General features: G+C 74.3%; 17 protein-coding genes and 2 tRNA genes. 13 read left to right on the top strand and 6 right to left on the bottom strand.

Annotation, left to right across the window (positions count from 1 at the left end):
- The first annotated feature begins 44 nt into the window (after positions 1-44).
- Positions 45-120: transfer RNA gene (locus RE027_RS05690), tRNA-Arg, on the top strand.
- Between the two features lie 90 nt (positions 121-210).
- Here RE027_RS05690 and RE027_RS05685 read toward each other — a convergent pair.
- From RE027_RS05685 to upp, 5 genes are all read right to left on the bottom strand, one after another.
- Positions 211-1,395: an FAD-dependent monooxygenase gene (locus RE027_RS05685; RefSeq protein ID WP_368807283.1), complete on the bottom strand. Its 1,185-nt coding sequence runs from the start codon at positions 1,393-1,395 to the stop codon at positions 211-213.
- Positions 1,396-1,408: 13 nt separating this feature from the next.
- Entirely contained in the window at positions 1,409-2,395 is a 987-nt protein-coding gene (locus RE027_RS05680; protein WP_368807282.1) for an aldo/keto reductase, read from the bottom strand.
- A 53-nt stretch (positions 2,396-2,448) separates the two neighbouring features.
- Entirely contained in the window at positions 2,449-2,988 is a 540-nt protein-coding gene (locus RE027_RS05675) for a SixA phosphatase family protein (RefSeq protein WP_368807281.1), read from the bottom strand.
- A gap of 94 nt (positions 2,989-3,082) precedes the next feature.
- Complete coding sequence (locus RE027_RS05670) at positions 3,083-3,907, bottom strand: winged helix-turn-helix domain-containing protein (RefSeq protein WP_368807280.1); 825 nt, start codon at positions 3,905-3,907, stop codon at positions 3,083-3,085.
- Between the two features lie 507 nt (positions 3,908-4,414).
- A complete protein-coding gene (upp, locus tag RE027_RS05665; RefSeq protein ID WP_368807279.1) occupies positions 4,415-5,050 on the bottom strand; it encodes a uracil phosphoribosyltransferase in 636 nt (211 codons plus the stop codon).
- Positions 5,051-5,130: 80 nt separating this feature from the next.
- On the opposite strand from upp, the gene tadA reads away from it, so the two are divergent.
- The 12 genes from tadA to RE027_RS05605 all read left to right on the top strand — a co-directional run bounded on the left by tadA (position 5,131) and on the right by RE027_RS05605 (position 20,857).
- Positions 5,131-5,673, top strand: a complete 543-nt coding sequence (gene tadA / locus RE027_RS05660; RefSeq protein WP_368807278.1) for a tRNA adenosine(34) deaminase TadA — start codon at positions 5,131-5,133, stop codon at positions 5,671-5,673.
- Between the two features lie 29 nt (positions 5,674-5,702).
- Positions 5,703-5,789 (top strand) — tRNA-Ser (locus RE027_RS05655).
- Positions 5,790-5,942: 153 nt separating this feature from the next.
- Positions 5,943-6,677, top strand: a complete 735-nt coding sequence (locus RE027_RS05650) for a potassium channel family protein (protein ID WP_368807277.1) — start codon at positions 5,943-5,945, stop codon at positions 6,675-6,677.
- 100 nt (positions 6,678-6,777) lie between these two features.
- Positions 6,778-7,611, top strand: a complete 834-nt coding sequence (locus RE027_RS05645) for a thioesterase family protein (protein ID WP_368807276.1) — start codon at positions 6,778-6,780, stop codon at positions 7,609-7,611.
- A gap of 101 nt (positions 7,612-7,712) precedes the next feature.
- Positions 7,713-8,039 (top strand): 2Fe-2S iron-sulfur cluster-binding protein, encoded by a 327-nt coding sequence (locus RE027_RS05640; protein WP_368807275.1) that lies wholly within the window; start codon positions 7,713-7,715, stop codon positions 8,037-8,039.
- A gap of 86 nt (positions 8,040-8,125) precedes the next feature.
- Positions 8,126-10,996 carry an FAD-binding and (Fe-S)-binding domain-containing protein gene (locus RE027_RS05635; RefSeq protein WP_368807274.1) on the top strand — a complete coding sequence of 957 codons (2,871 nt, stop codon included), beginning with the start codon at positions 8,126-8,128 and terminating at the stop codon, positions 10,994-10,996.
- 137 nt (positions 10,997-11,133) lie between these two features.
- Positions 11,134-11,976, top strand: a complete 843-nt coding sequence (locus RE027_RS05630) for a DUF4232 domain-containing protein (RefSeq protein WP_368807273.1) — start codon at positions 11,134-11,136, stop codon at positions 11,974-11,976.
- Positions 11,969-17,011, top strand: coding sequence for an Lhr family ATP-dependent helicase (locus tag RE027_RS05625; RefSeq protein ID WP_368807272.1), 5,043 nt, complete (start codon positions 11,969-11,971; stop codon positions 17,009-17,011). Before RE027_RS05630 ends, RE027_RS05625 begins: the two co-directional genes overlap by 8 nt.
- 27 nt (positions 17,012-17,038) lie before the next feature.
- Entirely contained in the window at positions 17,039-17,878 is an 840-nt protein-coding gene (locus RE027_RS05620) for a DNA-formamidopyrimidine glycosylase family protein (RefSeq protein ID WP_368807271.1), read from the top strand.
- A 183-nt stretch (positions 17,879-18,061) separates the two neighbouring features.
- Positions 18,062-19,537 carry a stealth family protein gene (locus tag RE027_RS05615; protein WP_368807270.1) on the top strand — a complete coding sequence of 492 codons (1,476 nt, stop codon included), beginning with the start codon at positions 18,062-18,064 and terminating at the stop codon, positions 19,535-19,537.
- 179 nt (positions 19,538-19,716) lie between these two features.
- Positions 19,717-20,049 carry a carboxymuconolactone decarboxylase family protein gene (locus RE027_RS05610; RefSeq protein ID WP_368807269.1) on the top strand — a complete coding sequence of 111 codons (333 nt, stop codon included), beginning with the start codon at positions 19,717-19,719 and terminating at the stop codon, positions 20,047-20,049.
- Positions 20,050-20,362: 313 nt separating this feature from the next.
- Positions 20,363-20,857, top strand: a complete 495-nt coding sequence (locus tag RE027_RS05605; RefSeq protein WP_368807268.1) for a nucleoside deaminase — start codon at positions 20,363-20,365, stop codon at positions 20,855-20,857.
- Here RE027_RS05605 and RE027_RS05600 read toward each other — a convergent pair.
- On the bottom strand, positions 20,851-21,126 hold a 276-nt coding region (locus tag RE027_RS05600; protein ID WP_368807267.1), incomplete at its 5' end, for a hypothetical protein. The two genes, RE027_RS05605 and RE027_RS05600, sit on opposite strands and share 7 nt — an antisense overlap.

Raw genomic sequence — 21,126 nt, 5'->3', positions numbered from 1 at the left:
AGAGTTGTACCCGGCTTGGACGGCGGTGACGCCGGGAAGCCGATGCGCCTGTAGCTCAACGGATAGAGCATCTGACTACGGATCAGAAGGTTGGGGGTTCGAATCCCTTCGGGCGCACCACAGAAAAAAGCCCCTCACCGGCAGGAATGCCGGTGAGGGGCTTTTTCGTGCGCCGGCCCGGGGAGCAGGGGCGCGGGAGCTCCGGGCCGCTCAGTCCGCGCGCGCCGCCAGGGCGTGGATGTCACCCCCGGCCCGGCCCACCACTCCCCGGGTGACCACCGCGTCCAGCCCGGGCAGGGCGGCCAGGTGCAGCGCGAGGCGGCGGGCCCGGCGGCGCGTACGGGAGGCGGGCAGGAACCACTGCGCCCCGTCGCGGGCCACGCGCTGCTTCTCGGCGACCACGGGGCGCCAGCGCCGCTCCCAGCTCCCGAGCGCCTCCTCCACCGACGCGGCGCGGGACAGCCGCTCGGCGAGCAGCCACGCGCCGGCGACCGCCAGCGAGGCACCCTGACCGCCCAGCAGGGAGACCGCCTGGCCGGAGTCCCCGAGCAGCACGGTCCGGCCCGCGCTCCAGCGCGGCACCTCCACCTGGAGGACCTGGTCGTAGTACACCTGGCCGGCGGCCGGGCACGCCGCCAGGGCCCGGGGCACGATCCAGCCGAGGGAGCCGTGGACCTCGGTCAGTCTCGCGCGCGGGTCGGCCGGCAGGGACACCTCGTCCGTGCGGTGCACGGCGAAGGCCGCCACGCGCCCGTCGCGCAGCCCGTAGAAGCCCATCGCCCGGTCGATGCTGTCCGTGAGACAGAAGCGGGGGCCCACCTGCCGGTACGCCTCCGGGTCCTCGAAAACGTACGCCGCCGTGTGCAGCCCCAGACCCCGCCGGAAGCGCTCCTCCGGACCGAGCGCGCCGCGGCGGACCGCGGAGTGGATCCCGTCGGCGCCGACCAGCAGGTCGGCGTCCAGCTCGGTGCCGTCGTCGAGCACGGCGGCCGCTCCGCCGGGCCGGGTGCGGACCCCGGTCACGCGCACGCCGAAGCGCAGCTCGGCCACGCCCTCGGCGTGCTCGCGCAGGACCCGCTCGAGGTCCGGGCGCATCACGCTGGTGAGGCGCCCGTCCAGGGCACCGGCGAACCGGGCGACGGGCAGCCCCGCCCGGTCCCGGCCGCGGTCGTCCACGTAGCTGAGCCGGTCCACGGCGTAGCCGAGCTCCCGCACGGCGGGCAGCACCCCCATGGCCTCGGCGGCGTCCCAGCCGGGGCCGAAGAAGTCCATCATGTAGCCCTGTTCCCGGGGCCGGGGCGACTGCTCCAGGACCACCACGCCCCAGCCCTTCCGGCCCAGGCACCCGGCGAGGGCCAGCCCCGCGATGCCGGCCCCGCAGACGACGGCGCGCACGACGGGCTCCGGCTCAGTACCGGTCGCCGGTGGCCACGACGCCGTCCAGCAGCTCGAGGTCCTCGTCCGCGAGCCGCAGCTCCGCGGCCGTGGCGTCCTCGCGCAGGTGGACGGGGTCGGTGGTGCCCGGGATCGGCAGGACGTGCTCGCCCCGCACCGTCGTCCACGCGATCGCCACCGCCGCCGGGGACACCCCGTGCCGCCGGGCGACCTCGTGCAGCGGTCCGAGCACGGTGTCCTCGTTGGCCGCCATGGCCTCGGGCGTGAACCGGGGGTTGCGGGAGCGGAAGTCTGCGGCCGAGAACGTCCGGCCGGCGAGCGTGCCGGCGAGGTAGCCGCGGCCCAGCGGGGAGAAGGGGACGAACACGGCGCCGCGGCCGGCGCACCAGGAGATGACGTCCCCGGAGGGGTCGCCGTCGGAGGTGGGCCCCGACCCGTCGGGGTTGCGGGTCCACAGCGAGTACTCCGACTGGATCGCGGCGACCGGGTGGATCGCGTGCGCCCGGTCCGCCTGCTCCGTGCTGACCTCGGACAGACCCACGTGGCGCACCTTCCCGGCACGCACGAGCTCGCCCATCGCGCCCCACGTCTCCTCGAGGGGTACGTCCGGGTCGACCCGGTGGAGGTAGTAGAGGTCCACGACGTCGGTGCGCAGCCGGCGCAGGCTGTCCTCGACCGACCGGCGCACCTCCTCCGGGCGCCCGCAGCGCTCGGTCCGGGGAGGCTCGAGGGAGGCGGCGCGCAGGCCCGTCTTGGAGCAGAGGAACACCTCGTCGCGGCGGGCCCCGAGTGCCGCGCCCACGAGCTCCTCGTTCGCTCCCCCGCCGTAGAGCACGGCGGTGTCCACGAAGTTCATCCCGAGGTCCACCGCGAGGTGGAGCACCTCGTGCTTCTGCCGTTCGGTCAGCCCGTGCCGGTCGTAGACCCAGCTCATGCCCATGGCCCCGAACCCGACCGCGCCCACGCGGTCCCCGGACGGGGTGAACACCGTCTGTCGCATCCTCGCTCCTTCTCGTTCCCGGTCGCCGCCCGCCCCGGTGGCGGACCCGCGGCTCAGCGGTCCCCCGACGGCGGCCGCGGCACGGTGAAGTCCACCAGCCGGGCGTCGGCGCCGTCCAGCTCGGACCAGGTCCCGGGGACCTCGAGGACCGCCAGCCCGGAGGTGGGGCAGCCGTCGGCGAGGGCCATCACGGCGTCGTAGTCGGAGTCCGGTGTGGCCAGGCGCAGGGCCGCGTCGCGCAGGCCCGGCAGGTGGCCGATGAGCAGCAGGGACTCCACGGTGTCCGGCACGTGGTTGACCGCCGCGATGATCCGGGCGTCCGCGGCGCCGTAGAGCGACTCGTCGAGCCGGGCCGTGGGCGCGAGGTCACCGAGGACGCTGCACACCCAGGTGCAGGTCTGCCGGGCGCGCAGGGCGCTCGAGCACAGGATCATGTCCGGCACGTGGCCCTGCGCCAGCAGCCACCGGCCGGCCGCGGCGGCGTCCGCGGCCCCGCTCCGGTGCAACGGGCGGTCGTGGTCGGTCACACCCCACGGGTGTTCCGCCTCCGCATGGCGCATGAGGACGAGCTTCTTGCGGTCGTGGCGGGTCATCGGTTCATGATGCCACGCGCCCGCCCGGCACGGGACGGCCCCGGCGTCTCCGCGTCGCGGAGGAGAGCCGGGGCCTGCACGGGTCGGGAACGGATCAGATGGAGTACTCGGGGGCCGCCCACACGACGACCTCGGGGTGCTCGTAGAAGCGGTAGCCCTGGCCGCGGACGGTGCGCACGGTGTTGGCGAGCCGGCCGAGCTTGGAGCGCAGGCGCCGGATGTGCACGTCGATGGTGCGCTCGTTCGGCACCTCCTCGGAGTCCCGCCACAGGCTGTGCAGCAGCTCGTGCCGGCCGACGGTGCGGCTGCCGTTCTCCACGAGGTAGTTCAGCAGCTCGAACTCCTTGAAGGTCAGGTTGAGCAGTCCGCCGTCGAGGAAGACCTCCCTCCGGGAGAGGTCGATGAGCACGCCGTTGGACTGGTTGGTCCTGGTCTCGGGCGCCGGCGCCGGTGCGGCGGGGGCCGCGGGGCGCACGGTCCCCGAGGTGGGGTCACCGAGGGCGTTGCGGACGACCTCGAGGTCGGTGCCCGAGGTGTTGGCCGGGGCCAGGGCGACCGCGGCGTAGGAGTCGGCCTCCGGGACCAGCTGCTGGGCGTACGCCCGGATACTCTGGACCATCTTGACCAGTGAGGTGCCGTTCGCGGCGGCGATCTCCTCGTTGAGACCCACGTAGATCACGAAGCCGCGGGCCTCGTTCTCCTGGACCTGCGGCCGTGGCGTGCTCTCCCGCTGCAGGCGCGTGGGAAGCGGCGGCTCCCCGGGCGCGGCGGGCATGGCCCCGATCGTGCTGCGGAGACTGCGGTAGTCGGCGGGCGCCGCCGGCGCCCGATCGGGAGCCGTGGCCGGACGGCGGGCGCCACGCGCCTCGCTCGTGCGGTTGCGCTGAGAAATGTGCACGTATCCCGGTGTGCCTGGCATTTGGTGCCCTCGTCTCTGCCGTCGTCCGGTGGGCGTCCTCCGCCCGACCCGGGTCGCTCCGCCCCTCGGACCGACCCCACCACTCCCAGCTCCCGGATTCCCGGCTCCGTGTTTCCCGGGGACGGTCCCCGCGAAGCTGAAAGATCCCTGACAGTGGCGTTGATCTCATGGTCCACCAGTGCTGTCGAACACGCAAGTAATATTCTCGACACTTTCTCACGATGTGAGACGAGGACGACAGCCATCGAAACCCCGCACCAAAATGAACCTCCTTCACCCGCGCCCCGCGCCCCTCCGGAGCCCCTGTTCCGCGAAAAATCAGGCTTCTGAGCATTCCTGGTAGCCTTCCGGACCCCAAGCACAAACGACTTCGCGATGTCAAGAGCGTTCTTTCGATGGATATCGCGTCTCAGCATCCGGACACGGTGTTCTGGGTACGCGAAAGGCCCGCCGACGGGGTCGGCGGGCCTTCAGGGCGGCGGATCCGCTGATTTCCGGGGGCGGTGCTCAGTCCACCACGCCGTAGAGCCGATCACCGGCGTCGCCGAGCCCCGGGACGATGTACGCATTCTCGTCGAGCCGTTCGTCCCTCGCGGCCAGGACGATGTTCACCTCGGAGTCCCCGAGCTCCTCCTCCAGGGCTGCCAGCCCCTCGGGGGCCGCGAGCAGGCAGACGCACGTGATCTGCTCGGCGCCGCGGCGGTAGAGGAACTTGATCGCCTCGCGCAGCGTCCCGCCCGTGGCGAGCATCGGGTCGAGCACGAAGACCTGGCGCCCGGTGAGGTTGTCGGGCAGACGCTCGGCGTACGTGATGATGTCGAGGGTGTCCTCGTTGCGGGCCATGCCCAGGAAGCCCACCTCGGCCGTGGGGATCAGCCGGGTCATGCCCTCGAGCATGCCGAGACCGGCCCGCAGGATCGGCACGACCAGCGGCCGGGGCTTCGACAGCCCGACCCCGGTGGTCCGGGTGACCGGTGTGTCGATCTCCACCGGTTCCACGCGGACGCTCCGGGTGGCCTCGTACGCCAGCAGCGTCACGAGCTCCTCGACGAGCAGTCGGAACACCGGGGACGTGGTGTTCTTGTCCCGGAGGACGGTCAGTTTGTGCGCCACCAGTGGGTGGTCGAGAACGGTCACTCGCATGGACCAAAATTACCACCGGGTTCCCGGCCCCCGCCGCGGCGCCCGCCCGGTCCGCCGACCCCGCCCAGGAGATGACCCGCATGGCCCTGCCCCCACGCACCCGCACCGAGGCCCGCGCCGAGGAGTGGATGCGGCTCGCCCTCGCGGAGGCCCGGGCCGCCCTGGCGACCGAGGACGTGCCGATCGGCGCCGTCGTCGTCGCCGCGGACGGCACGGTGCTCGGCCGGGGCCGCAACCGCCGGGAGGCCGACGGCGACCCCACGGCCCACGCCGAGGTCCTGGCCCTGCGGGAGGCAGCCCGCGCACTGGCCACCTGGCGCCTCGACGGCTGCACGCTCGTGGTCACCCTGGAGCCGTGCGCGATGTGCGCCGGAGCCGTCGTCCTGGCCCGTGTGCCCCGGGTGGTGCTGGGCGCGTGGGACGACAAGGCCGGGGCCGCGGGCTCCGTCCTCGACGTGCTCCGGGAGCGACGGCTCAACCACTGGGTGGAGGTGACCGGGGGCGTCCTGCAGGAGGAGTGCTCGCGCCTGCTCCTCGACTTCTTCGCCGGGCACCGGCGCGGCGGGCGCGACGACGGCCCGCCGGGTCCCCCTCCCGGGGACACGGGGGGTTTTGGTGGTTGAGCGCGCCAGCCGGTACAGTACTGCGAGCTGGTGACGTGTCCGAGCGGCCGAAGGTGCATCACTCGAAATGATGTTTGGTGTAAGAGCCAACGAGGGTTCAAATCCCTCCGTCACCGCGTAGAACGAGGCCCCTGCCTCCCCGGGATCCCGGGGAGGCAGGGGCCTCCGTCATGCCCGGCCCGTCCGGCCGCACGACGAGCACGGCCGCCCGCGGAGCCGCCCCTCCGGGACGGCGGGCCCGGCCTGCGGGGGAGGGGTTTACTGGAGCCATGACTCTGGAGCGGTGGACCGAACTCACGGAATGGCCGGTCATGCTCGCGGCCTTCACCTATCTGGCCGTGTACAGCTGGGAGGTACTCTCCCCCGGGACGATCCCCTCCGGCGTGGCCCACACGACCCTCCAGGGCATCTGGCTGCTGTTCGTCGCCCACTACGTCGTCAGCCTCGCCCTGGCGCCCGAGCGGCGCTCCTGGTTCTTCCGCAACCTGCACGAGCTCGTGATCGTCACCCTGCCGATGCTGCGGCCGCTGCGGCTGCTGCGCCTGCTCACGGCCCTCAACGTGCTCCACCGGGTCGCCGGCACCGCCCTCCGGGGCCGGGTCATCGTCTACGTCACCGGCGGGTCCTGTCTGCTCGTCTACATCGCGGCCCTCGCCATGTACGACGCCGAGCGGAACCGCCCCGGGTCCCTCATCACGAACTTCGGGGACGCCCTGTGGTGGGCCGTCGTCAGCGTCACCACCGTCGGCTACGGCGACCTGTACCCCGTGACGCCGACCGGCCGGCTCATCGCGGTCGCCCTGATGCTCTACGGCATCGCGCTCCTGGGCGTGGTCACCGCGACCCTGGCGTCGTGGCTCATCCAGCAGGTCGCCGAGGAGGAGGAGAAGAGCACGGTCGTGACCGTGGCCCACGTCGAACGGCTGAGCCGTGAGCTCGCGGAGCTGCGCGGTCTGCTGGCGGAGCCGCCGCAGCAGCCCGGGAACTCCCGGCCCCCGGAGTAGCCCGGGCGGCGGGGGCGTGCCGACGACGGCGACCGGCACCGGCTACCGTGGTGCCGTTCACAGCCCGCCGCCCGGCGGGCGCCGAGCAGAGAGGTGCACCATGACGGCGTCGGCGCAGGCACTCGGACACCTGGGGACGGACGGGGAGGAGTACCCGGACGCCTACTTCGTGCGGCTGGACGGAACCAGGTTCCGCTCGACGCTGCACTCGCAGGGCGCGTGGAACGACGCCGAGCAGCACATGGGCGCCGCCTCGGGGCTGCTCGCCCACGCCGTGGAGGTCGACCACCCCCGCGACGACCTCCTGCCCGTGCGCTTCTCCTACGACATCCTCGGCTTCATCCCCGGCGGTGAGGTGGAGGTCACCACGCGCGTGCTCCGCCCGGGGCGCACCATCGAGCTGGTCGAGGCGACGATGAGCCACGCGGGCCGCTCGTGCATCCGGCTGAGCGTGTGGCGACTGGTCCGGGGCGAGACCGCCGGGTCCGCCGGCACGCACCGGGAGGCCCTGCCCCCGGTGGCCGGCGCGGCGTCCGCGGACATGACCGGCCGGTGGCCCGGCGGCTACATCGCCTCCCTCGAGGGCCGGACCGTGCGCGAGCACCGGCCCGGCCGGGCGGCCATGTGGCTGCGCGCGCCGCACGCCGTCGTCGCCGGGGAGCAGGCCTCCACGACGGCGCAGTTCCTCGCGGCGGTGGACGCCGCCAACGGCATCGCCGTGCGGGTCGGCCCGGACGAGCTGGCCTTCCCCAACGTGGACCTCGCCGTGCACCTGGTCCGGGAGCCCGTCTCCGCCTGGGTGGGCCTCGACACGCACGTCACCTTCGGCGGCACCGGGGTGGGCCTCACCGAGTCCGCGCTGCACGACGAGGCCGGCTACCTGGGCCAGGTCGCCCAGTCCCTGACGATCCGGCCCCTGCCGGCCTCCGGCTGAGCACGTCCGCGTCCGGGGCACCCGCCGCGCGACCGTACAATGGGCGGCGGGATTTCCGACGTCGAGACCAGGGGCCACCACGCCCCGAGGAGGCCATCGAAGTGAGCAGCATCAACATCACCGTGATCGACCGCGAGGGCAACCGCACCGAGGGTGTCGAGTGGAAGGACTTCGAGAGCCTCATGGAGGCCCTCACCCGGCACAAGTACCCGATCCTCGCCACGTGCGGCGGCAACGCGTCCTGCTCGACCTGCCACTCGTACCTCGACCAGGGCGCCTTCGCGAAGGCCAACGACATCAACGACGAGGAGGAGGACCTCCTCGACATGCTCGACGACACCCGCCACGACACCTCCCGGCTCAGCTGCCAGGTCGAGTGGTCGGAGGACCTCGACGGCGCCGAGGTCACCATCGCCCCCGAGTGGTGAGCCCGTCGTCCCTGCGGGGACGGCACAGCCCGCTCTGACCAGCCCCCCGGACGGACCGGCGTTGCCGGCGCGCAGGAAGTGGACCCATGACCGACATCCGTGACGACCTCACCACGCGCGCCGCCTACGTCTCCGACGCGTCCATCTACCGGCGGCTGCCGGAGGCGGTGGCCGAGCCGCGCAGCGTGGAGGAGGTCCGCGAGCTGCTGGCGCTCGCCCAGGAGCGCGGGTGGCCGGTGGTCTCGCGCGGGGGCGGGACGTCGGTGGCGGGCAACGCGATCGGCGAGGGCCTGGTCATCGACACCTCCCGGCACTTCAACCGGATCCTGTCGATCGACCCCGAGGCGATGACCGCCACGATCCAGCCGGGCGTGATCTGCGACCAGCTGCGCGCGGCGGCCTCCGAGTTCGGCCTGACCTACGGCCCGGACCCCTCGACGCACTCCCGCTGCACGATCGGCGGGATGGTCGCCAACAACGCGTGCGGCTCCCACTCCGTGGCCTGGGGCACGTCCGCGGACAACCTCGTCTCGCTGAAGGTCATGCTCGCCGACGGCCGGGAGGTCGAGCTGCGCGAGGGCGGGACCTCCGACCCGCAGCTCAACCGGGCGCTGACCGGGATCCGGGACCGGCACCTGGCGATGCTGCGCACCGAGCTGGGCCAGTTCCCCCGCCAGGTCTCCGGGTACGGGCTGCACTACCTGCTCGGGGAGAAGGGCTTCGACACCGCCAAGGCCTTCGCCGGGACGGAGGGCACCTGCGGGGTCATCACCGAGCTCACGGTCCGCCTGGTCCGCAAGCCCGCCCACACCGCGCTGGCCGTGCTGGGCTTCCAGGACGCGTTCGAGGCCGCCACCGCGGCGCCGAAGCTGCGCGTGCCCGGGGTGTACACGATCGAGGGCATGGGCTCCGATCTGCTCGACGCCCTGCGCACCCGGCCCGGTCAGGAGCGCGCCGGCGGCGAGCTGCCCCGCGGCGGCGGCTGGCTCTACTGCGAGGTCGGCGCGGACACCCTGGAGGAGGCCGAGGCCCGGGCGCGGGAGCTGCCGGGGCTCGTCCCCGAGAACGTCGTGGACTCCGTGACCGTCTCCGGCGCGGCCGAGGCCAAGGCCCTGTGGCGGATCCGCGAGGCCGGGGCGGGCATCGTGACCCGCCTGCCCGAGGGCGGGGAGGCCTGGCCGGGGTGGGAGGACTCCGCGGTCCCGCCCGCACGCCTGGGCGAGTACCTGCGGGACCTCTACGACCTGCTGCACGAGCTGGGGCTCACCGGCATACCCTTCGGGCACTTCGGGGAGGGCTGCGTGCACATCCGCATCTCCTTCGACTTCGGCACCGACGACGGGATGGCGACCTACCGCACGTTCATCGAGCGCGCCGCGGAGCTGGTCCACCGCTACGGCGGCTCGGTCTCCGGGGAGCACGGCGACGGCCGCGCCCGCTCCGAGCTGCTCGCCACCATCTACTCCCCCGAGGCACTGGCCTCCTTCGCGGAGTTCAAGCGCGTCTTCGACCCGGACGGGTTCTTCAACCCGGGCGTGCTCGTGGACCCCGAGCCCATCGACCGGGGCATCCGTCCCGGTCCCGGGGCGCGGACGTTCGCGCTCACGCCCGTGCACGCGTTCTCCCGCGACGGCGGATCCTTCTCCAGCGCCGTGAACCGGTGCGTGGGCGTGGGCTCCTGCCGCTCGGACGTGGGCGCCATGTGCCCGTCCTTCCAGGCGACCCACGACGAGGTGCACTCGACCCGGGGCCGCGCCCGCTCCCTGGCCGAGATGCTGCGCGGGGAGTCGATCACGGACGGCTGGAAGTCGAAGGAGACCCTCGAGGCCCTGGACCTGTGCCTGTCCTGCAAGGCCTGCGCCACCGAGTGCCCGGTCAACGTGGACATGGCCACGTACAAGGCCGAGTTCCTGCACCACCACTACCGGCACGGCCTGCTCTCCTTCCTGGGCCGGGACCGGCGGCCCATGGCGCAGTTCACGATGGGCTGGATGCCGCTCTTGATGCGGATCGTGGAGAGGGTGCCCTTCTCCTTCCGGCTGATCAACGTGCTGGAGTCGAACCGGGCCGTCGAGGAGCTGACCAAGCGCCTGGGCGGGATCGAGCCGAAGCGGCGGATGATCTCCTTCGCCGACCAGCCGCTCACCCGGTGGTTCCGCGGCCGTTCCGCCGCCCGCCGCCCCGGCGACGACGCCGACGGCCGGCCCACCGTGGTGCTGTGGCCGGACACGTTCACGAACTTCTCCGCCGACGCCCCCGGCAAGGCCGCTGTGGAGGTGCTCGAGGCCATGGGCTACCGGGTGCTGCTGCCCATGGGCAACGTCTGCTGCGGGCTGACCTGGCACTCCACCGGGCAGCTGGACATGACGCAGAAGGTGCTGCGCCAGACCCTCGACGTGATGGAGCCGCTGCTGGAGGCCGGGTACCCGATCATCGGGCTCGAGCCCTCGTGCACGGTCATGCTCCAGGACGAGATCACGGAGCTGCTCCCCGACGACCCCCGCGCCCGGCGCGTCTCCGAGCTGACGACGACGATCGGCGCGTTCGCGGCCCGCCACCTGGCCGAGGGCGGCCCGTGGCCGTTCCAGGAGCTGGCCACCGAGGCGGGACCGGCCGAGGCCCTGTGCCAGGTGCACTGCCACCAGAAGTCCATGCTCGGCTACGGCCCCGAGCTCGAGGTGCTGGAGAAGCTGGGCGTGGACACCGCCGTGGTCGGCGGCGGCTGCTGCGGGCTGGCGGGCAACTGGGGGTTCGAGCCGGGCCACTACGAGGTCTCGCAGACCCTCGGCGAGCGGGAGCTGTTCCCCGCGATCCGCGACGCCGCGGACGGGACGATCGTGCTCGCCGACGGCTTCTCGTGCCGCACCCAGATCGCCCAGGGCACCGGCGCCGACGGCGTCCACCTCGCCGAGGTGATGCGCGCCGCGCTGCCCCCGCAGGAGGCCGGCGAGCGGTAGCGCCCGTACCGGGAGCGGCACCGCCGGTGCCGCTCCCGGCCGGCGTGTCGGTGGCCCTGCCTAGAATGAAGGCCCTGGGAGGGCCCCCTCCTCAAGGCGTGGCCCGCCACGACGTCCGCACGAGGAGGATATCGCCCATGTCTTCGCTCTCCCCCGCTCCCCGGCCCGCCCTGGGTGCGCTGGCCCTCGCCTCCGCCCTGGCGCTGACCGCCTGCGGCGGCGAGCAGCCGGAGCAGGCCGGCACCGCCGGTGCCCCCGCGGCGAGCGAGAGCGCCTCCCCCGCCCCGGCGGAGTCCGCCGCGGGGGAGGGCACGGGGAACGACACCGGGGACACCGCGGGAACGGCCGACGAGCGGGCCGACGAGCGGGCCGACGAGCAGGCCACCGCCGAGCCCGCCGGCCCGCCCGCACCGGCGGACGGGCCCACGGGCTCCCCCGGTGCGCAGGAGCCCGCCGTCGACCCCACTGAGGGGAGCACGACCTCCGGCGACCCGGCCGAGGAGAGCAGGAACTCCGGCGACTCCGCCGCAGGAGGCGCCGCCGGTGCAGGAGGCACGGCCGCCTCCCGCACCGGCTGGTGCGCGACCTCTGCGCTGGACGTCTCCGCCGCTCCCGCGGGAGGCGCCGCGGGGTCGGTCTACGTGGACGTCACCGTGACCAACGCGGCCGAGGAGCCCTGCGTCCTCGGGGGCTATCCCGGGGTCTCCTTCGTCGACGCGGCCGGCACGGCCGTCGGCGTCCCGGCGGTGCGGGACGCCGGCGTCCCCGGGACCGGCCGGGTCCTCGCCCCCGGCGAGTCCGCCACCGCCGCGCTGCGCATGAGCGGAGCCGGCAACCACGCGGCGTGCGATGCCCGCGAGGCCGCGGGACTGCGCGTCTACCCGCCCGAGAGCACGGAGTCCGTGGTGGTCCCCTTCCCCGCCGAGGCCTGCACCGGCCCCGGCATCCAGCAGCTCGAGATCCAGGGCTTCGGTGCCTGACCCGGCGCTGAACCTGTTCACCGAGCACACCCGGGCCTGGTTCTCGGGTGCGTTCGCCGCGCCCACGGCCGCCCAGGAGGGCGCCTGGCGGGCGATCGCCGCAGGGCGCCACGCCCTGATCGTGGCACCCACCGGCTCGGGCAAGACCCTGGCCGCGTTCCTGTGGGCCCTGGACCGCTTCGTGGCCGAGGCCGCCGCGGACCCTGGGCCCGGGACGCCACCGCCCGGGAGCACCGCCGCGGCGCCCCGCCGCGGACCCGGGGCGGGGGCGAGCACGGCCCGGGCCGGCGCGGACGGCGGGAGCCTGCGCGCCAAGGCCCGCTCCGCGAGCGCCCGGGGCGAGCGGCGCGGCACCCGGGTGCTCTACATCTCCCCGCTCAAGGCGCTGGGCGTGGACGTGGAGCGCAACCTGCGGGCGCCGCTGATCGGCATCTCCCAGACCGCCCGCCACGCCGGGGTCGAGCCGCCGGAGGTCAGTGTGGGGGTGCGTTCCGGGGACACCCCGCAGGCTGTGCGCCGGGCCCTGCTGTCCAGTCCCCCGGACATCCTCATCACCACGCCCGAGTCGCTGTACCTGATGCTCACGTCCAAGGCCCGGGAGACCCTCACGGACGTGCACACCGTGATCGTCGACGAGGTCCACGCGGTGGCCGGGACCAAGCGCGGGGCGCACCTGGCCCTCACCCTGGAGCGGCTGGACGCCCTGCTGGAGAAGCCGGTGCAGCGCATCGGGCTGTCGGCCACCGTCGAGCCGGTCGAGACCGTCGCCCGGTTCCTGGGCGGGCGGGAGCCGGTGTCCGTCGTCGCGCCGCGGTCGGAGAAGAGGTGGGACCTCACGGTCTCGGTGCCGATCCCGGACATGACGGTGCTGGGCGGGCCGAGCGCCTCGCCGTCCCTGGCCGGGTCCGGCTTCGGGGACGACGACCTCGACGCCCTGGCGCCCACGACCACCGCGTCGATCTGGCCGCACGTCGAGGAGCGGGTCGTGGACCTCGTGCTCGAGAACCGGTCGACCATCGTGTTCGCCAACTCCCGCGGCCTGGCCGAGAAGCTCACGGCGCGGCTCAACGAGATCCACGCCTTCCGGGTGGAGCACACGGACCCGGACGGCGCCGGCCGGAACGGATCCGATCCGCCCGACGACGACGGTGCGCGCGGACTCCCGGCGGGATCCGCGCCCCAGCAGCTCGGTGAGGTGCTGCGGTCCGCCCTGTCCGGGGGCAACGGGGCGGCGGCCGGCGGGGCCGCCGCCGCCGAGCCCGCGGACCTGCGCCGGCAGACCGGCCGCTACGAGGGCGCGGCCCCCGTGCTGGCCCGCGCCCACCACGGGTCGGTCTCGAAGGACCAGCGGGCGGTCATCGAGGACGACCTCAAGACCGGGCGGCTGCGGTGCGTGGTGGCCACGTCCTCGCTGGAGCTGGGCATCGACATGGGGGCGGTGGACCTCGTGGTCCAGATCGAGGCCCCGCCCTCGGCGGCCTCGGGGCTGCAGCGTGTGGGCCGCGCGGGCCACCAGGTGGGCGAGGTCTCCCGCGGCCGGTTCTACCCCAAGCACCGCGGGGACCTTCTGGACGCGGCCGTCACGGTCGAGCAGATGCTGCAGGGGCGGATCGAGCCGCTCGCGGTGCCGCTGAACCCGCTGGACGTGCTGGCGCAGCAGACCGTCGCCGCCACCGCCCTGGGACCCGTCGAGGTCGAGGAGTGGTTCGACACCGTCCGCCGCTCCTCCCCGTTCCTCAGCCTGCCCCGCTCCGCCTTCGACGCGACCCTGGACCTGCTCTCGGGCCGCTACCCCTCCGACGAGTTCGCCGAGCTGCGGCCCCGCATCGTGTGGGACCGGGAGACCGGCACGATCGAGGGCCGGCCCGGGGCGCAGCGGCTGGCGGTGACCTCCGGCGGGACCATCCCGGACCGCGGCCTGTTCGCGGTCTACCTGGTGGGCGAGCAGGACGGGAAGAACTCCCGGCGGGTCGGCGAGCTCGACGAGGAGATGGTCTACGAGTCGCGGGTGGGCGACGTCATCGCGCTGGGCGCCTCCAGCTGGCGGATCGAGGAGATCACGCACGACCGGGTGATCGTCTCCCCCGCCCCGGGGGTCCCCGGCAAGCTCCCGTTCTGGCACGGCGACGGCCCCGGCCGGCCCGTGGAGCTGGGCCGGGCCCTGGGCCGGTTCAACCGGGAGATCGCGGGGGCCGCGGAGGACGAGGCCCGCGCCCGCCTGAGCGCGGCCGGCCTGGACCAGTGGGCCGCCGACAACCTGCTCGCCTACGTGGGCGAGCAGAAGGAGGCTGTGGGACAGGTCCCCTCGGACCGGTTGTTCGTCGTCGAGCGCTTCCACGACGAGCTCGGCGACTGGCGGGTGGTGCTGCACTCGCCCTTCGGGATGCCCGTGCACGCCCCGTGGGCGCTGGCCGTGGGGGCGCGGCTGCACGAGCGCTACGGGCTGGACGGCTCCGCGCAGGCGGCCGACGACGGCATCGTGCTGCGCGTGCCGGCCATGGAGGACGAGCCCCCCGGGGCGGAGCTGTTCCTGTTCGACCCCGACGAGCTGGACCGGATCGTGACCGAGGAGGTGGGCGGCTCGGCGCTGTTCGCCTCCCGCTTCCGGGAGTGCGCCGCCCGCGCCCTGCTGCTGCCCCGGCGCGATCCCGGCCGGCGCACGCCGCTGTGGCAGCAGCGCCAGCGCTCCGCGCAGCTGCTGGACGTCGCCCGGAAGTACCCGCAGTTCCCGATCATCCTGGAGACGGTGCGGGAGTGCCTGCAGGACGTCTACGACCTGCCCGCCCTCCAGGAGCTCCACCGGGCCGTGGAGCGGCGGGCGATCCGGGTGGTCGAGACCACCACCGAGCAGCCGTCCCCGTTCGCCCGCACCCTGCTGTTCGGCTACGTCGCCCAGTTCCTCTACGAGGGGGACTCCCCGCTCGCCGAGCGCAAGGCGGCTGTGCTCTCCCTCGACGCCGCTCTGCTCAACGAGCTCCTCGGCCGCGCCGAGCTGCGGGAGCTGCTGGACCCGGAGGTCATCGAGCGCACGGAGGCGGAGCTGCAGCGCCTGGCCGCGGACCGCCGGCTGCGCGGGATCGAGGGGGCCGCGGACCTGCTGCGCCTGCTCGGACCCCTCACCACGGCCGAGGCCGCCCGGCGGCTCCAGGACCCGGAGGACCAGGACGCCGCCTGCCCCGAGGCCGTCGCCGCCGGGTGGCTGGAGCGGCTCGTGGCCGCCAACCGGGCCCTGCGGGTGCACCTGCGCGGGGTGGAGCACTGGGCCGCGATCGAGGACGCCTCCCGGCTGCGCGACGCCCTGGGCGTGCCCCTGCCCATGGGGGTGCCTCTGGCGTTCGTCGAACCGGTGGACGACCCGCTGGCCGACCTCGTCTCCCGCTACGCCCGCACCCACGGGCCCTTCACCGTGGACGAGGCCGCCGCGCGGCTGGGGCTGGGCGCGGCCGTCGTGCGGACCACGCTGGAGCGGCTCGCCGCGGACCGGCGCGTGGTCGAGGGCGAGTTCCGGCCGGTGCGCCCGGACGCCGGCGGGGCAGGGCCGGCCGCGTCCGAGTGGTGCGAGGCGGAGGTGCTGCGCCGGATCCGGCGCCGCTCGCTGGCCGCGCTGCGCCGCGACGTGGAGCCGGTGCCGGGCCAGGTGTACGCCCGGTTCCTGCCGGCCTGGCAGCACGTGGGCCGGGGGCACCAGCTGCGCGGCGAGGACGGCGTGCTCACCGTCGTGGATCAGCTGGCCGGCGTCGCCGTCCCCGCCTCGGCCTGGGAGCCGCTCGTGCTCGCGGCCCGGGTGGCGGACTACCGGCCCGAGCTGCTCGACGAGCTCACCGCGTCCGGGGAGATCCTCTGGTCCGGGGCCGGTTCCCTGGCCGGCGACGACGGGTGGGTGTCCCTGCACCTGAGCGAGGCCGCCCAGCTGACCCTGCCCCCCGCCGAGACCCTCGCCGTGGCGGCGGCCGCCCTGGACTCCACCCTCGAGCGCCGCGTGCTCGACGTCCTCGCCCCGGGTGGCGCGTGGTTCTTCCCGCAGCTGCTGGGGCTGCTCGAGTCCGACGGGGGGCCGGTGCCCGCCGCCGAGCTGACCACGGCGCTGTGGAACCTTGTCTGGGCGGGACTGGTCACCAACGACACCTTCCTGCCGGTGCGCTCGCTGCTCGCCGGCGGCCAGGCCGCCCACCGGCACCAGGCCCGGGCCCCGCGGGGCCGCTCCACGGTCCGCCGGGGCGCGGCCCGGCTGCGCCCCGGCGGCAGCGCGTCCCGGCCGGGCAGCGGCGGGGCGCTGCGGGTCACGAGCGGGCCGGCCACCCTGGAGCGCCACGACTCGCCGCTGGTGGCGGGGCGCTGGTCGATGCTGCGCCCCGAGCCCCTCGACCCCACGCTGCGGGCCTCGGCCACCGCCGAGCTGCTCATGGACCGCTATGGGGTGGTGACCAAGGGGCCCGTGGCGGTCGAGGAGATCCCCGGCGGCTTCGCCACGGTCTACAAGGTGCTCTCCACCCTGGAGGACACCGGCCGGGCCCGCCGCGGCTACTTCATCGAGGGACTGGGCGCCGCCCAGTTCGCCCAGGCGGCCACCGTGGACCACCTGCGCACGTTCAGCACCGACGACCAGGTACGCGCCGAGGAGCCCGTGGCGCTGGCGCTGGCCGCGACCGATCCGGCCAACCCCTACGGGGCCGCCCTCGAGTGGCCGGAGCCGGTCGCCGCGGCCTCCCCGGACGGCGAGGCCGCGCCCGCGGGACGGCACCGGCCCGGGCGCAAGGCGGGCGCCGTCGTCGTGCTCGTGGACGGCGCCCTGGCCCTGTACGTGGAGCGCGGCGGCCGGACGGTCCTCGCGTTCACGGACGACACGGCCGCCCTGTCCGCTGCCGGCCCGGCCGTGGCCGAGACCGTCCGGCGCGGGGCGGTCGACAAGCTCACGGTCGAGAAGGTCAACGGCACAGGGGTCCTGGGCCACGGCCCGGTCGAGACCGCGGTCCGGGAGTCCCTCCTGGCCGGCGGCTTCTACTCGACCCCGCGCGGACTGAGGATGCGCCGGTGACCGGGGCGCCCGTGGAAGGAGGCCGCCGTGCCCGAGGGTGACACCGTCTACCGCCAGGCCGCGCTGCTGCGCCGCGCCCTGGCCGGGCAGGTCCTCACGCGCAGCGACCTGCGCGTTCCGTCGATCGCCACCGCGGACCTCTCCGGGCGCACCGTGACCGCGGTGCTCCCGCGCGGCAAGCACCTCCTGATCCGCCTGGACGCCGGGCCGGAGGGCTCGGTGCCGCTCACCCTGCACTCCCACCTGCTCATGGAGGGGATGTGGCACGTCTACCCGCGCGGCGCCCGCTGGCGGCGTCCCGGCTACCAGGCCCGGGCGGTCCTGGAGACCGCCGGGGCCCAGGCGGTGGGCTTCGACCTCGGGATGCTGGACCTCGTGGCCACGGCCGACGAGGACGAGCTCGTCGGCCATCTGGGCCCCGACCTGCTCGGCCCGGGCTGGGACCGGGCCGAGGCCCTGGCCCGGCTCTCCCGGCACCCGCGCCGGCCCGTGGCCGCCGCGCTGATGGACCAGCGCAACCTCGCCGGGATCGGCAACGTCTACCGCAACGAGATCCTCTTCCTTCAGCGCCTGCACCCCTTCACCCCGGTGGCCGAGGTCCCGGACCTCGGCGCCGTGGTGGACCTCTCCCACCGCCTGCTGCACGCCAACCGGGACCGCCCGCAGCGCTCCACCGTGGGCGGCCCGGCCCGGCGCGGCGAGCAGTTCTGGGTCTACGGCCGGGGCCGGCAGCAGTGCCGGCGCTGCGGGAGCCCGATCCGTGAGGCGCGGATCGACGACGCCGGGCTCGGCCCCGGCGAGGAGCACCCCGGTCCGCCGCAGGACCGCGCCCTGTGGTTCTGCGAGCGCTGCCAGCCGCCGACGTGACGGCGTGCTCCGGCATGGTCTTATCCTGAGAACGCCGCAGTTTCTGCCCCGGAACAGGAGACGACCATCGACACCGCACTGATCGACACCGCCTACTTCCCCGCCCCCGAGGACGGGACCGACGGCGAGGAGTTCCGCAGCGCGTCCCGTGCCTCCGCCGCGGCGCTCGACCAGCGCCCGGACGTGGTCCGCTACAAGAACCGCTTCGCCCTGAGCATCACCGACCAGACGCCCTACGACGTCATGGTGCAGAACCTGCTGTTCCTGCGCCGCGTGCTGGAGGAGGCGGGGATCGACCACCTCCTGGTCCGGGGCAACGACGAGCGGCCCGTGGTGGCGGTGGACCTGCACGACCGCGCGCGGCTGCGCGAGGCCCTCGTCGAGGCGGCCGTGGGCGAGCCGTTCTACGTCAAGCCGATGGACACGAAGAAGCAGACCTCCGAGCTGCTCGCGGACGGGGAGCTCACGCACCGCCGCAACGCCCGCGTGTTCCGGCTCTACCGGCCGCACTACTCGAAGCGCTCGAAGCTGTACTACGGCGCCGCGACCGGCGTGCAGATCGAGCTCTGGGAGTTCGGCGAGGACGAGATCCGCCTGCCGGTGGAGAACTCGCTGACCCGCCGCACCGTCTCCCGCGCCGAGGCCGTGCGCGGCAGCGTGCACCGCTTCGGCCAGCAGTGGACGACCATCGAGAACATGTTCGCCGACCACGCCAGCGACATCGACTTCGAGGTCGACATGGTCTTCTCGTGGGTCGACGGCTCCGACGCCGAGTACCGGCGGGTCCGGGCCTCCTACATGGAGGGTGCCGTGGTGGGCGAGGGCGACGACCACGAGGCGCGCTTCCGGCAGGTCGACGAGCTGAAGTACGCCCTGCGCTCGGTGCACATGTTCGCGCCCTGGGTCCGCACCGTCTACATCGCCACCGACTCCCGGCCCCCGGCCTGGCTGGCCGAGCACCCCCGGGTGCGCCTGGTGCGCAGCGAGGAGTTCTTCGCGGACACCTCGGGGCTGCCCGTCTACAACTCGCAGGCGGTCGAGGCGCAGCTGCACCGCATCGAGGGTCTGTCCGAGCACTTCCTCTACTCCAACGACGACATGTTCTTCGGCCGCCAGATCGGCCCCTCCCTGTTCTTCTCCCCCGGCGGGGTGACGAAGTTCGTGGAGGCCAGCACCCGCATCGGCCTGGGCGAGGGCCATCCCGAGCGCTCGGGCTTCGAGAACGCGGCCCGGGTGAACCGCAGACTGCTGTGGGAGCGCTTCGGCCGGATCACCACCCGGCACCTGGAGCACTGCGCCGCCCCGCTGCGGCGCAGCGTCGTGGCCGAGATGGAGCAGGAGTTCCCGCGCGAGTTCCGGAGCACCACCTCCAGCCGCTTCCGCGCCGCGGACAACATCTCGGTGACCAACTCGCTGTACCACTACTACGCGCTGCTGACCGGCCGGGCCGTGACCCAGGACACCGCGCGCACCGAGTACGTGGACACGACCACCCGGGCGGGGTTGCTGCAGATGGACAAGCTCCTGGGCCGGCGCAGCCTGGACATGTTCTGCCTCAACGACGGCAGCTTCCCCGAGGTGCCGGCGGCCGAGCGGGCCGAGCGGATGACGGAGTTCCTGGAGCGCTACTTCCCGATCAAGGCGCCCTGGGAGAAGTGACCGGGCCCTGCCGCTGACCGCGCCCCGCAGCGGGCCCCACCGGCAGGAGGCCTCCTCCGCAGAGGATCCGCACCGACCGGGGTGCCGCCATCGCGCCGCTCTCCCGCAGGCGGGGGGGGGTGGGTATCCGGGCCGGATCTCGGTAGCGTCAGGGACACCCGACCCGAAAGGACGTCACCGTGACCGACCACTACCACTCTCCGGACGACCTCAAGCGCATGACCGACTTCAAGGAGCTGGCCCCGCAGGAGTTCCAGGCCTTCGCCACGTTCGACGGGACGATCGGGCGGGACGGCGGCGCCATCGACCAGCTCCACCGCGAACTGATCGCGGTCGGCGTCGCCATCAGCTCCCAGTGCCCCTACTGCCTCGAGGTGCACGTCACCAAGGCCAAGAAGGCCGGCGCCTCGAAGGCCCAGATCGCCGAGGCGGTCATGGTGGCCGCAGGCCTGGGCGCCGGCGCAGCGGTCACCCACGGCACCATGGCCGTGCGGATCTTCGACGAGGCCTGACCCGCTCCCGCCGCTGCGCACGGGACCACCGGTTCGGCAGCTCGCGCCGAACCGGTGGTCCCGTCCGACCGGGGGCGGTGACGGCGGCGGCGGTGCTGGGACCGATGGGGTACCGGAAGCGGGTCCGCGGCGACCGTTGTGAACGGGAACACTGCCCGGTAGCCTCGGGACAGGCCGACGGAGGGTCCGGGCCACCGGACCGTCCACCAGGCAGAACGGCACCACCGATCACGCAGCGGCCGCCGGCGGCGCGGACCCCGGTTCTGGCTCGGCGAGCTCCCCAGCGGCACCTGCCCCACCCCTGGAGTTCCGCATGAGCACACCAGTGAGCCCCGTCCCGGCCGAGGCCCGGGAGCACCTGCGCGAGGCCATCGCGCTCGCGGTCGGCAACGCGACGGCCGACGGCGGGCCGTTCGGCGCCGTGGTCGTCACCGCCGACGGCCGCCGCTTCACCGGCGTCAACCGCGTCACCGCCGACAACGACCCGACGGCGCACGCCGAGGTGGTGGCCATCCGCACCGCCTGCCGGGAGCTCGGCACGTTCGACCTCTCCGGGGCGACCCTCTACGCGAGCTGCGAGCCGTGCCCGCTGTGCCTGTCCGCGTCCCTGTGGGCCCGCCTGCACGCCGTCTGGTTCGCCGCCGACCGGCACGACGCCGCGGCCGGGGGCTTCGACGACGCCGAGTTCCACGAGTACTTCACCCAGCCGGTGGAGGAGCGCTCCCTGCCGGTGCGTCCCGTCGATCTCCAGGAGCGCACCGCTCCCTTCGAGGCGTGGGCCGCGAACACGGCCCGCACCGCCTACTGAGCGCCGACCGCGGCGGAGTTCCGGGGACCGGCTGCGCCGCCCGGCCTGCCCGCTGGGGCCCTGCGACCGCCCCCAGCGCACCGTCCGAGCAGGACGCTGCCGGCCGTCAGCGCCCCCTCGGCCGCGCGGGCGTCCTGCAGGTCCGGCTCGTCGGCGGTGCCGGGGTGGTCGGTGCCGGTGCCCTCGCTGTCGTCGCCGATCTCCTGGGTGTCGTCGACGGCGGTGGCCATGGCGTGCAGGAAGGCGGTGACGGTGGCGGCCTGGTCGGG

This window comes from Kocuria sabuli (assembly GCF_040981185.1).
Lineage (GTDB): Bacteria > Actinomycetota > Actinomycetes > Actinomycetales > Micrococcaceae > Kocuria > Kocuria sabuli.
The sequence above is the reverse complement of the archived record's forward strand: the minus strand, read 5'-3'. Positions and strand labels throughout refer to the sequence as shown.